The sequence below is a fragment of the Planomonospora parontospora genome, assembly GCA_014647935.1.
Lineage (GTDB): Bacteria > Actinomycetota > Actinomycetes > Streptosporangiales > Streptosporangiaceae > Planomonospora > Planomonospora parontospora.
The window spans coordinates 1-11,855 of record BMQD01000045.1; the positions used below are offsets into that span (position 1 = coordinate 1).

Genomic DNA, 11,855 nt, shown 5'->3' on the forward strand with positions numbered 1-11,855 from the left:
CCCCGCTGGGCATGGCCGCCGGCTCCAGCGGCCCCGACTCCTGCCGGCGGGCGAACTCCGGAGGCGGCGTGCCCAGCGGTCCCGGGACCAGGTCCGGCCGGGGATTCCTCGGATCCGGCTCTGCGGTCATCGCAACCCCTCACTGTCCGGTCCCGGGAGGCCCGGGGAGACGGCCCATGCGGAACGTACGCAATGCCGTACCGGCCGTCAACAGGCGGACCGGACCGGCCCGCCCGGAGCGGCCCGCGGGGGGCGGGGCGGCTCCGGGGGCGGGCCCTCACAGCGGCCCTCACAGCGGCCCTCACAGCGGCAGGACGCCTCCCGGCTTCAGCGCCTTCATCGCGATCTGCGAGGTGAGCTTGTCCAGGCCGGGCAGGCGTCCCAGCCGCTCCAGGCGGAGCCTGCTGTACGCCTCCATGTCGGGCACCGCGACCCGCAGCACGTAGTCCGGGTGGCCGAACATGCGCAGGCACTCGACGACGTCGTCGATCTCCATGACGGCGGCCTCGAAGGCGGTGACCGTCTCGGCGTCCTGGCCCTGCAGCTCCACGTAGGCGAGGACCTGGAAGCCCCGCCCCACCGCGGCCGGGTCGACCACGGCCCGGTAGCCGGTGATCACCCCCGTCTCCTCCAGGTTCCGGACCCGGCGCAGGCACGGGGAGGGCGTCAGGCGCACCCGGTCGGCCAGCTCCAGGTTGCTCAGCCGTCCCTCCACCTGCAGATGGCTGAGAATTGCGCGGTCCGTTGCGTCCATGGCGAATGATGCTAATCGAGGCGTTGACCACCGCGAATGTTGGCATCGGATTCCGGTCCCTCTGACATAACCTTGCCGCAATCCAAGCGGGGCCGACAGACGGGACCACCAGCATGACGATCTTCGCCGATCCACGCGAGATCACTCCCGACGACCGGTACCTCCTCGACGAGGGCCAGGTCTTCATGACCGGCACGCAGGCACTGGTGCGGGTGATCCTCGACCAGATGCGCGCCGACCGCCGCGCCGGACTCGACACGGGCACGATGGTGTCCGGCTACCCGGGCTCCCCGCTCGGCGGCTTCGACCTGGAGCTGGCCCGCTCCCGTGAGCACGCCGAGCCCCTCGGCGTGGTGCACCGCCCCGGGCAGAACGAGGAGCTGGGCGCCACCGCCGTCTGGGGCAGCCAGCTCGTGCCCACCCTCCCCCGCCCGCGCAGGGCCGGCGTGCTGGGCGTCTGGTACGGCAAGGCCCCCGGCGTGGACCGCGCGGCCGACGCCTTCCGGCACGGCAACTTCGTCGGCGCCCACCCGCTGGGCGGCCTGATCGCCTTCTGCGGCGACGACCCGACGTGCAAGTCCTCCACCCTGCCCTCCGCCACCGAGAGCGCGCTCGCCGCCCTCGGCATGCCGATCGTCCACCCTGGCAGCGTCCAGGAGCTGCTCGACCTGGGCCGCCACGCCATCGCGGCCTCGCGGGCGAGCGGCCTGTGGGTCGCGGTGAAGGCCGTCTCCAACGTCGTGGACGGCACCGCCACCGTGAGCGTCGGGCATGACCGGGTCGTCCCGGTCATGCCCGGCGTCAAGAACGACGACGGCGGCGAAAACGGTGTCGGATACAGCGTCGAATACGAAGGCAGGCCGTACCGGCACATGCCGAACGGCACGCTGCTCACCCCCTGGTCGCTGGAGATGGAGCGCACCCTGGTCGGCCCGCGCACCGAGCTGGCCCGCGCCTACGCCCGGGAGAACGGCCTCAACCGGATCACCGCCGACCCCGCGGGCGCCCGGCTCGGCATCGCCGCCTCCGGCACCGCCTACCACGACGTGCGCGAGGGCTTCCGCAAGCTCGGCATCACGCCGGAGGAGGCCGGCGTCCGGCTGCTGAAGATCGGCATGCTCTGGCCGCTGGAGCCGGAGATCGTCCGGGCCTTCGCCCGCGGCCTGGACGAGATCCTGGTCGTGGAGGAGAAGGGCCCCCTGCTGGAGACACTGATCAAGGACGTCCTGTACGGCACCGCGGACGCCCCGCGCGTCCTGGGCAAGCTCGATGAGAACGGCGCCCGGCTGATCCCGCAGGCGGGCGGCGTGGACGCAGACCTGGCCGCCAAGGCGATCGCCTTCCGGCTGCGCCGCAGGGGCGTCATCACCGGGCAGGACCCCTCCGACCTCGGCGACCGCGTGGCCCGGAGCCTGGCGGTGATCTCCCGGCCGGAGCCGCTGAAGCTGCTCGCCGCCCAGCGCACCCCGTTCTTCTGCTCCGGCTGCCCGCACAACCGCTCCACCGCCGTCCCGGACGGCGCGCCCGTCGGCGCCGGCATCGGCTGCCACACGATGGTGGTGCTCAACCCCGAGGGCAAGGGCACGCTCACCGGCCTGACCCAGATGGGCGGCGAGGGCACCCAGTGGATCGGGCAGGCGCCCTTCACCGACACCCCGCACATCTTCCAGAACCTCGGCGACGGCACCTTCCACCACTCCGGCTCGCTCGCGGTCCGGGCCGCGGTCGGCGCGGGCGTCAACATCACCTACAAGATCCTCTACAACAGCGCGGTCGCGATGACCGGCGGGCAGACCATCCAGCCGTCCCTGGCGGTGGCCGACCTGACCCGCTGGCTGGAGGTCGAGGGCGTGCGCCGGGTGATCGTCACCACCGACGAGCCGGGGCGCTACCGGGGCGTCAAGCTGGCGAAGATCGCCGAGGTGCGCGACCGGAGCGCTCTGGAGGACGCGCAGCGCGAGCTGGCCGCGATCCCGGGCGTGACGGTGCTGGTCCACGACCAGCAGTGCGCCGCCGAGAAGCGCCGGCTGCGCAAGAAGGGCGCGCTGCCCGACCCGGCCCGGCGGGTGGTGATCAACCAGCGGGTCTGCGAGGGCTGCGGCGACTGCGCCAAGAAGTCGGAGTGCCTGTCGGTGCTGCCGGTGGAGACCGAGTTCGGCCGCAAGACCGAGATCCACCAGTCGTCCTGCAACAAGGACTACTCCTGCGTCGAGGGCGACTGCCCGTCCTTCCTGACGGTGGTGCCCGCGAAGGGGAAGGCGAAGCGGCGCGCCGTACCCGCTCCCCCGGCCCTGCCCGAGCCCGAGGCCCGCACCGGCGAGACCACCGTCCGCCTGGTCGGCATCGGCGGCACCGGCGTGGTCTCGGTCGCGCAGATCCTCGGCACCGCCGCCCTCCTGGACGGCAAGCGGTCTCGGGGGCTCGACCAGACCGGCCTAGCGCAGAAGGGCGGCACGGTCGTCTCCGACATCGTCATCTACGGTGGCGAGGGCGCCGGGGAGGACGGGGAGCGGTCCGGCCGGGCCAGCGCGGCCAGCGTGGACGCCTACCTGGCGCTGGACCTGATCGGCGCCACCGACCCCCGCCACCTGCGCGCCGCCGACCGCGACCGGACCGTGGCCGTGGTCTCCACCAGCCTGGTCCCGACCGGCTCCATGGTGCTCGACCCGGCGACGAACCTGACCGACACCGCCTCGCCGATCGGCGCGCTCGAGGCGCGGACCCGCCGCGAGCTGAACGTCTACCTCGACGCCGAGCAGGTCGCCCAGGCGTTGTTCGGCGACCACATGCCGGCCAACACCATCGTGGTCGGCGCGGCCTGGCAGCGCGGGCTCATCCCGCTCAGTCTCCAGGCGATCGAGCGGGCCATCCGGACGGGCGGCGGCAGGTCGGCCGAGAAGACGGTGGCCGCCTTCCACTGGGGCCGGGCGGTCGTCGCCGACCCGGAGGCGGTGGCGCGGGCGACCGGCACCGTCTCCGGTGGCGTCTCCGGTGACGCCTCCGCCCCGTCGGCGGGCCCCGGCGCCCCCGACGGCCCCCTCGGCGACGCGGTCCGACGGCTGGTCGAGTCGGTCGGCGCGGCCGAGGGCGGTGAACTGCACCGGATCCTCACCGTCCGGGTGCCGGACCTGGTCGCCTACCAGGACCTGCGCTACGCCGCCCGGTACGCCGACGCGGTCCGCGAGGTCCTCGCCCGCGAGACGCCGGACCGCTGCCCCGTCACCGAGGCCTACGCCCGGCAGCTGCACCGGCTGATGACCTACAAGGACGAGTACGAGGTCGCGCGCCTGCACCTCGACCCGGCCGAGCGGGCCAGGATCGCCGCCGAGTTCGGGCCCGGCGCGAAGATCTCCTACAACCTGCACCCCCCGGTCCTGCGGGCGATGGGCATGAAGCGCAAGCTCCGCCTGGGCTCCTGGTTCGACCCGGCCTTCCGCCTGCTGTACGGCATGCGCAGGGTGCGCGGCACGAGGCTGGACCCGTTCGGCGCGGCCGGGGTGCGCAGGGTCGAGCGGGAGCTCGTCGCCGAGTACACCCGCGACGTGCACCGCGCCCTGGCGGGCCTGACCCCGCAGACCGAGGACCGGGTCCGCGAGCTGGCCGAGCTGCCCGAGGTGATCCGCGGCTACGAGCACGTCAAGCTTGCGGGCGTCGCCTCCTACCGGGAGAAGGCCGCCGCCCTGCTGGCGGAGCTGGACTCCTCGCACTGACCGCCGCGGCCCTGCCTTCCTCGTGGGACCGCGGCGGCGCCCGCTACACCCGGTCGAGCAGGGCCTTCTCGGTGATCGGGTCCTCGTGGGTGCCCGTCACCGTGCAGGCGTGGGCCCCCGCGGCCGCGCCGAGGCGCACGCACTCCTCCACCGGGCGGCCGTGCAGCCTGCCGTACAGGAATCCGCTGACGAAGGCGTCGCCCGCGCCGTTGCTGTCGGCCACCGGTCCGGGCAGCGGCGCGGCCGCGAAGTGCCTCAGCCCCCCGGAGTCGAGCACGTGGCAGCCGTCGGCGCCCGCCGTGCAGACCACGGTCTCGGCCCGGCCCATGGCGAGGATGGCGCGCATGACCTCCTCGCGCCGATCCCCCAGCGCGGCCGCGGACAGGAAGACCAGTCCCGAGGAGCGGGCGAAGTCCCGGTGGTGGTCGTTCGCCCCGTCCCAGTCGTGCAGGTCGGTGGAGACCGTGGCGGCGGGGCGGCCGGCCAGGTCGGGGTAGACGTGCCGGGAGAAGTCGGTGATCGACACGTGGACGTGCCGGGCGTCGCGGACGGCGTCCAGGTAGAGGTCGCCGGGGAGCCGCTCGCCCGGTTCGGCGCGCGGGTCGAACAGCGAGGTGCGCCGCCCGTCCGGGCCGACGAGCAGGACGCTGCGCCGGGTGCCCTGGGGGGCGGTGGCCCAGCCCGCGTCGACGCCCCGGGCCGCGAAGTGCTCCCGGATGAGGCGTCCCTGCGGGTCGTCGCCGACCAGGTCCACGATGCGCACCCGCAGGCCGAGCGCGTGGCAGCCGAGCGCGACGCCGCTGCCGGTGTTGCCGATCCGGTCGACCACCGGCGGGACAGCGTAGGTGTCGGCGTAGGGCAGGGGCAGGGCGGGCACGTAGGCGGTGGTGTCCACGCCCGTCCCGCCGATCACCACGACGTCGTGGGTCATCGGTTCACGATCCTTGTCCGGAGGGGCCGGCCGTACGGAGGGCCGGAGGCGGTGAGGGCTCCGAGGCGGTGGGCGGCCGGAGGCCTGGGGCTCGGAGCGGGTGGAGCGGAGGGGCCGGCGGTCGGGCCGGGGCCGACGGTGGTGGGAGGGTCAGCGGTTGACCAGCGGGCCGGAGCCGGTGGAGCGGCGCACGACCAGCTCGGGCTGGAACATCAGCTCCATGTTCTTGCCCGGCGCGCCGTTGATCTCCTCCAGGAGCGTCTCCACCGCCGCCGAGGCCATCGCGCCAATCGGCTTGCGCACGGTGGTCAGCGGCGGGTCGGTGAAGGCGATCAGCGGCGAGTCGTCGAAGCCGACCACCGACACCTCGCCCGGGACCGACAGGCCCCGGTCCCGGCAGGCCCGGATCGCGCCCAGCGCCATCAGGTCCGAGGCGCACACGATGCCGGTGCAGCCGCGCTCCAGCAGCTTCACCGCCGCGGCCTGGCCGCCCTCCACCGAGAACAGCGAGTGCGAGATCAGCTCGTCCACCTCGGTCGTCCCGAGCAGCTGGGACATCGCCTGCCGGTAGCCCTCGATCTTCCGGACGACCGGCACGAACCTGCGCGGGCCGAGGGCCAGGCCGATGCGCTCGTGCCCGAGGTCGACCAGGTGCTGCACGGCCAGCCGCGCGGCGAGCCTGTCGTCCGGCGAGATGAAGGGCGCGTCGATCTGGTCGGTGTAGCCGTCGAGCAGGACGATCGGGAGCCCCCGGTCGATGAGCCGGGTGTAGCGGTCCATCCGGGCCGTGGTGTCGGCGTGCAGCCCGGAGACGAAGACGATGCCGCTCACCCCGCGATCCATCAGCAGCTCGGTGAACTCGTCCTCCGGCGCGCCGCCGGGCAGCTGGGTGCAGAGCACGGGCGTGTAGCCGTGCTGGGTGAGCGCCTTCTCGATCGCCTGCGCGAAGGCCGGGAAGATTGGGTTGTCCAGCTCCGGCGTGACCAGCCCGATCAGCCCGTTGCTGCGCTGGCGGAGCCGCTGCGGCCGCTCGTAGCCCATCAGGTCGAGCGCCGTCAGCACCGCCTGCCGGGTCGCCGCCGAGACCCCCGGCTTGCCGTTCAGCACCCGGCTGACCGTCGCCTCGCTCACCCCCGCCTGTACGGCGATGTCGGCCAGACGGGTGGCGGCCCCGTCGGCACGCGAGCGCGGGATCTGCGTCACTTCACCGTCCATCGGAACCCACCTCACCATGCGGGCGGAGGAGACGGCAAGCCGGGCGGCCCGTCCCGGCCCGCTGTGAAATTTCTTACGTAAACTTTCCGAAAATACTAACATCCCACCGGGTCCGGCGGGTGGGGCGACGGCGGAATGTCCGGAATCGGCGGCACGAATCAGTCCGGCTGACGAGACGGGAAGAAGGCGGTAACAGAGTTGTGACCTGCAGATGTGTGATTTCTGATGGCATCTATGGACACAAAGCCACATTGCGCGATGTACTACCTCATCAATCACACGGCTGGATCCGGGCATCCTCGTCCGGGAGGAACGAGCGCGCATGAGTACCGTCGTCCTCGACAACGTGACCAAGGTGTACCCAGGGGGGTACCTCGCGGTCGACCGGATGAACCTGCGGGCCGAGGACGGGGAGCTCCTGGTGCTCCTCGGACCGTCGGGCTGCGGCAAGTCCACCCTGCTGCGGATGATCGCGGGGCTGGAGGACGTCACCTCCGGCGACCTGTGGCTCGGCGGCAACCTGGCCAACGACCTGGCCCCGCGTGACCGCGACGTCGCCATGGTCTTCCAGAACGGCGCGCTCTACCCGCACCGCACCGTCCGCGGCAACCTCTCCTTCCCGCTCGAGATCGCCAAGGCCGACCCGGAGATGGTCCGGGACCGCGTCACCGAACTGTCCAAGGCGCTGCACATCGACGAGACCCTGGACCGCCGCCCTGGAACGCTCTCGGGCGGCCAGCGGCAGCGGGTCGCGATGGGCCGCGCGATCGTCCGGCAGCCCTCGCTCTTCCTGATGGACGAGCCGCTGTCCAACCTGGACGCCGGCATGCGCACCGAACTGCGCATGGAGATCGGCTCGCTGGTCCGCTCGCTGGGCGTCACCACCATCTACGTCACGCACGACCAGGTCGAGGCGCTGACCCTGGCCGACCGGATCGCCATCATGAACCGCGGCGTGCTGCAGGACGTCGGCACCCCCGGCCAGGTCTACAACGACCCGGCCACCGCCTTCACCGCGGCCTTCCTCAACTCCCAGCAGCTGAACCTGCTCTCGGCGGTCGTCCGCACGCCGCAGAACCAGTTCATCCTGCTGGACTTCGGCCCGCACCAGATCACCATCCCGTGGAGCGATCCGCGCGCCTACGCCATCTCCCAGCACGTCGGCAACCAGATCATCGTCGGCCTGCGCCCCGACTGCCTGGCCCCGGTGCCGGACACCTTCGAGGGACCGGTCTTCCTCGGCCGCGTCCGGGCCCTGGAGTACCACGGCCACGAGTGGATGGCCTACGTCGAGTCCGGCATCACCTCGGTGAGCGTCCCCGAGCCCCCGGACCCCCGGCTGCACGCCCGCGGAGCCGACCCCGCCCAGGGCGGCCGGATCCGCACGATGATGCGCCGGCTGCTGTCGAACGGCGAGGACCAAGCCGAGCCCCAGTACCAGGCTCAGGACCAGTCCAGCGGCACCCACCGCCGGGCCGACCTCATCGTCCGGGTCGGCTCCCGCCCCGTCTGGCGGGCCGGGGAGCCCGCCCGCGTCGGCGTCGACGCCACCCGCCTGCTGCTCTTCGCACCCGACGGCTCCCGGATCGACCCGCCGCACCGCTGAGCCCGCTCCGCCGCCGGGCCGGACGAGCCCGCCGTACCCCGTCTCCTGGAACGTGACAGCCCGCTGGAACGTTACAGGGGCGGGGTCAGAGGCCGGCGATGAGGGAGACGAGCTCGACGACCCGACCGGCGCGGTCCACCTCCGCGCGGTGGAACGACGGGCCCGTGGTCCGGGCCAGCACCAGGTGGATCCGCGCGGCGGGGACGGGCAGGCTCATCAGCTGGTGGGAGCCCGACGCCAGGGTGGCGGGACGCAGCGAGGCGAGGTCGGCGAGCTTGACGCCGGCGATGCCGCCGCCCTCGTCGAGGGAGGGCGGGGCCTGCCAGCTCCGGTGCACCAGGCCGTCCCCGTCGGAGGAGAGGGCCACCGCCCATTCGGCGCCGACCAGGTCGGGCACGGCGTCCACGAGCGTGGCGAAGGCCCGCGAGGGGTCGGTGGCGACGTGGCGGAGCAGGTCGTAGTCGGGAGCGGCCCCCGGGACCTCGCGGGTCGGCCAGACGCCCTCGACACGGATCCCCGGGACCGCGGACAGGCGGTCCCGCACGGCCGCGGTGTCCGGCGACCCCGGCCAGGAGACCACGAAGTCGTCCACCGCCCGGCCGGTCTCCCGTTCCAGGACCGTCACCTGGAGGATGTCGGCGCCCAGCGTGCCGAGCACCCGGGCGACCTTCCCCAGGGCGCCCGGCCTGTCGGGGAAGGACACCCGTAGCCGCAACATCATCCCGATCACCTCTCTCTGGCCCCCAGGGTGTCCTGGACAGGTTTCACAGATGTTCGGAGGAGATGTCCAGGATATGTCCTGTGGTACGGGAACCCCGGACGGGGCGTCCGGAGAACCGCCCGGGAAAACCGCCCCCGTCCGCCCCTGCCCTCCCGGGCACGGACTTCCGGGAGGGCAGGGGCGGACGGGGGCGGACGGGTCAGCGCACGATCTTCGGGCCGGAGCCCGTGGAGCCGCGGACGATGAACTCCGGTTGGAAGATGAGCTCGGAGTGCTGCCCCGGGGTCCCCGCGATGGCCTCCAGCAGGGTGTGCACCGCGGCCGTCACCATCGACTGCACCGGCTGGCGCACGGTGGTCAGCGGCGGGTCGGTGAAGGCGATCAGCGGCGAGTCGTCGAAGCCGACCACCGACACGTCGCCGGGCACCGACAGGCCCCGGTCCCGGCAGGCCCGGATCGCGCCCAGCGCCATCAGGTCCGAGGCGCACACGATGCCGGTGCAGCCGCGCTCCAGCAGCACCCCGGCCGCCGCCTGGCCGCCCTCCACCGAGAACAGCGAGTGCGAGATCAGCTCGTCCACCTCGGTCGTCCCGAGCAGCTGGGACATCGCGCGCCGGTAGCCCTCGATCTTCCGGATGACCGGCACGAAGCGGGCCGGCCCGACCGCCAGGCCGATGCGCTCGTGCCCGAGGTCGACCAGGTGCTGTACGGCCAGCCGCGCCGCGGCCCAGTCGTCCGGTGAGATGAACGGGGCCTGCACGTCGCCCGAGTGCCCGTTGAGCAGGACCAGCGGCACACCCTGCCCGAGTAGCCGGGTGTAGCGGTCCTGGTTGGCGGTGGTGTCGGCGTGCAGCCCGGAGACGAAGATGATGCCGCTCACCCCGCGCTCGACGAGCAGTTCGGTGAACTCGTCCTCGGCGGCGCCGCCGGGCAGCCGGGTGCAGAGCAGCGGCGTGTAGCCGTGCTGGGTGAGCGCCTTCTCGATCGCCTGCGCGAAGGCCGGGAAGATCGGGTTGTCCAGCTCCGGCGTGACCAGCCCGATCAGCCCGTTGCTGCGCTGACGGAGCCGCTGCGGCCGCTCGTAGCCCATCAGGTCGAGCGCCGTCAGCACCGCCTGCCGGGTCGCCGCCGAGACCCCCGGCTTGCCGTTCAGCACCCGGCTGACCGTCGCCTCGCTCACCCCCGCCTGGGCGGCGATGTCGGTCAGCCGGGCCGTACCGGTGCCGAAGGAGGCACCGTTATGCGTCATCGCGTCCCCACCAGACGGCGGAGTCCGGCGCCAGCCGCACGGTGCCGCCGGCGACCTCCACCCCGGCGCTGGCCAGCAGCACCCGGCCGGGCGCAGGCAGTTCGACCGGCTCGCCGGTCAGGTTGACCGTGACGGCGAAACCGTCGCCCCGGGTGAAGGCGAGGGTGCCCGCCGGGGAGTCGAGCCAGGTCAGCGACTCGTCCCCGAGGGAGGTCAGGTCCCGCCGGATCCGCAGCGCCTCGCGGTAGAGGCTCAGCGTGGAGGCGGGGTCGCGCAGCTGGGACTCGACGCTGAGCGGCCCCCAGGAGGCGGGCATGGGCAGCCACGTCTCCTCGATGCCGGGCAGGCTGAAGCCGAAGTGGGGCTCCACGTCGGCCCACGGGATCGGCACGCGGCAGCCGTCGCGCCCGTCCTCGGGGTTGCGCAGCCGCTGCGGGTCGGTCAGATACTCCTCCGGCAGGTCGAGCACCTCCGGCAGGCCGAGCTCCTCGCCCTGGTAGACGTAGGTGGAGCCGGGCAGGGCCAGGGTCAGCAGGGCCGCCGCGCGGGCCCGGCGCAGACCGAGCTCGCCGTGGCCGTAGCGGGTGACGTGCCGCTTGACGTCGTGGTTGGACAGCACCCAGGTCGCGGGCGCGCCGACCGCGCCGGAGGACGCCAGCGACTCGTCGATCACCTTGCGGAACCGGGCGGCGTCCCACGGGGTGGTCAGGAAGTGGAAGTTGAACGCCTGGTGCATCTCGTCCGGGCGGACGTAGTTGGCCAGCCGGTCCAGGGACGGCACCCACGCCTCGGCGACGCCGATGCGCATGCCGGGGTAGGAGTCGAGCAGCCGGCGCCAGGCGCGGTGGATCTCGTGCACGCCGTCCTGGTCGAAGAACGGCACCACCTCGGTGCCGATCATCTTGACCTGGTCGGCGTGGCCGACGTCCGGCAGCCCCTCGGCCTTGACCATGCCGTGCGAGACGTCGATGCGGAAGCCGTCCACGCCCAGGTCCAGCCAGAACCGCAGGATCGACTCGAACTCGGCGTGGACCTCGGGGTTCTCCCAGTTGAGGTCCGGCTGCTCGGGGGCGAACAGGTGCAGGTACCACTGCCCGTCGGGCAGCCGGGTCCAGGCAGGCCCGCCGAAGACCGACTCCCAGTCGTTCGGCGGGAGCTCCCCGTCCGCGCCCTTGCCCTCGCGGAAGATGTAGCGCTCCCGCGCGGGCGTGCCCGGCCCGGCCGCCAGTGCCTCCTGGAACCAGACGTGCTGGTCGGAGGTGTGGTTGGGCACCACGTCGACGATCACCCGCAGGCCGTGCCGGTGCGCGTCGTCGATCAGCGCCTTGGCGTCGGCCAGCGAGCCGAAGATCGGGTCCACGTCCCGGTAGTCCGCCACGTCGTAGCCGAAGTCGGCCATCGGCGAGGTGTAGAACGGGTTCAGCCAGATCGCGTCGACTCCCAGGTCGGCGAGGTAGCGCAGCCGGCTCCGCACGCCCAGGAGGTCGCCGATGCCGTCGCCGTTGCCGTCGGCGAAGCTGCGCACGTAGACCTGGTAGATCACCGCGTCCCGCCACCAGCGGCCCGTGGCCTCGGTCTCGGCGGCACGGTCCGCGTGGACGAGCTCGGTCATATTTGTCCCCCGATCAAATGACATGTCAGGACGTGATCAAAATTGTGGTACGGCAGT

Annotated in this window: 8 protein-coding genes; 2 read left to right on the forward strand and 6 right to left on the reverse strand. The window is 72.9% G+C overall.

All coding sequences use genetic code 11. From position 1 onward, the window contains the following. Window positions 1-301: 301 nt before the first annotated feature. Window positions 302-754, reverse strand: coding sequence for an Lrp/AsnC family transcriptional regulator (locus IEZ07_RS33515; RefSeq protein WP_068893914.1), 453 nt, complete (start codon window positions 752-754; stop codon window positions 302-304). Window positions 755-867: 113 nt separating this feature from the next. Here IEZ07_RS33515 and IEZ07_RS33520 point away from each other — a divergent pair, with 113 nt between their 5' ends. Then, on the forward strand, window positions 868-4,464 hold the full coding sequence (locus IEZ07_RS33520) for an indolepyruvate ferredoxin oxidoreductase family protein (protein ID WP_191898469.1): 3,597 nt from the start codon (window positions 868-870) through the stop codon (window positions 4,462-4,464). 43 nt (window positions 4,465-4,507) lie between these two features. On the opposite strand, the gene IEZ07_RS33525 is transcribed toward IEZ07_RS33520, so the two are convergent. After that, entirely contained in the window at window positions 4,508-5,395 is an 888-nt protein-coding gene (locus IEZ07_RS33525; RefSeq protein WP_191898470.1) for a carbohydrate kinase family protein, read from the reverse strand. A gap of 150 nt (window positions 5,396-5,545) precedes the next feature. Next, window positions 5,546-6,610 carry a LacI family DNA-binding transcriptional regulator gene (locus IEZ07_RS33530; protein WP_191898471.1) on the reverse strand — a complete coding sequence of 355 codons (1,065 nt, stop codon included), beginning with the start codon at window positions 6,608-6,610 and terminating at the stop codon, window positions 5,546-5,548. 322 nt (window positions 6,611-6,932) lie between these two features. Here IEZ07_RS33530 and IEZ07_RS33535 point away from each other — a divergent pair, with 322 nt between their 5' ends. Further along, the gene (locus tag IEZ07_RS33535) at window positions 6,933-8,216 is read left to right on the forward strand and encodes an ABC transporter ATP-binding protein (RefSeq protein ID WP_191898472.1); all 1,284 of its coding nucleotides are present in this window, start codon (window positions 6,933-6,935) and stop codon (window positions 8,214-8,216) included. An 85-nt stretch (window positions 8,217-8,301) separates the two neighbouring features. On the opposite strand, the gene IEZ07_RS33540 is transcribed toward IEZ07_RS33535, so the two are convergent. The 3 genes from IEZ07_RS33540 to IEZ07_RS33550 form a co-directional block, all read right to left on the reverse strand. Continuing rightward, the gene (locus IEZ07_RS33540; protein WP_191898473.1) at window positions 8,302-8,937 is read right to left on the reverse strand and encodes an ACT domain-containing protein; all 636 of its coding nucleotides are present in this window, start codon (window positions 8,935-8,937) and stop codon (window positions 8,302-8,304) included. A 199-nt stretch (window positions 8,938-9,136) separates the two neighbouring features. Continuing rightward, window positions 9,137-10,186, reverse strand: coding sequence for a LacI family DNA-binding transcriptional regulator (locus tag IEZ07_RS33545; RefSeq protein WP_191898474.1), 1,050 nt, complete (start codon window positions 10,184-10,186; stop codon window positions 9,137-9,139). Then, complete coding sequence (locus IEZ07_RS33550; protein ID WP_191898475.1) at window positions 10,176-11,798, reverse strand: glycoside hydrolase family 13 protein; 1,623 nt, start codon at window positions 11,796-11,798, stop codon at window positions 10,176-10,178. Before IEZ07_RS33550 ends, IEZ07_RS33545 begins: the two co-directional genes overlap by 11 nt. Window positions 11,799-11,855 lie beyond the last annotated feature (57 nt).

Excerpts from the sequence above, each read along its gene's own strand:
- IEZ07_RS33515 (WP_068893914.1), bottom strand. The coding sequence starts at position 754 with ATGGACGCAACGGACCGCGCAATTCTCAGCCATCTGCAGGTGGAGGGA.
- IEZ07_RS33520 (WP_191898469.1), top strand. The coding sequence starts at position 868 with ATGACGATCTTCGCCGATCCACGCGAGATCACTCCCGACGACCGGTAC.
- IEZ07_RS33525 (WP_191898470.1), bottom strand. The coding sequence starts at position 5,395 with ATGACCCACGACGTCGTGGTGATCGGCGGGACGGGCGTGGACACCACC.
- IEZ07_RS33530 (WP_191898471.1), bottom strand. The coding sequence starts at position 6,610 with ATGGACGGTGAAGTGACGCAGATCCCGCGCTCGCGTGCCGACGGGGCC.
- IEZ07_RS33535 (WP_191898472.1), top strand. The coding sequence starts at position 6,933 with ATGAGTACCGTCGTCCTCGACAACGTGACCAAGGTGTACCCAGGGGGG.
- IEZ07_RS33540 (WP_191898473.1), bottom strand. The coding sequence starts at position 8,937 with ATGATGTTGCGGCTACGGGTGTCCTTCCCCGACAGGCCGGGCGCCCTG.
- IEZ07_RS33545 (WP_191898474.1), bottom strand. The coding sequence starts at position 10,186 with ATGACGCATAACGGTGCCTCCTTCGGCACCGGTACGGCCCGGCTGACC.
- IEZ07_RS33550 (WP_191898475.1), bottom strand. The coding sequence starts at position 11,798 with ATGACCGAGCTCGTCCACGCGGACCGTGCCGCCGAGACCGAGGCCACG.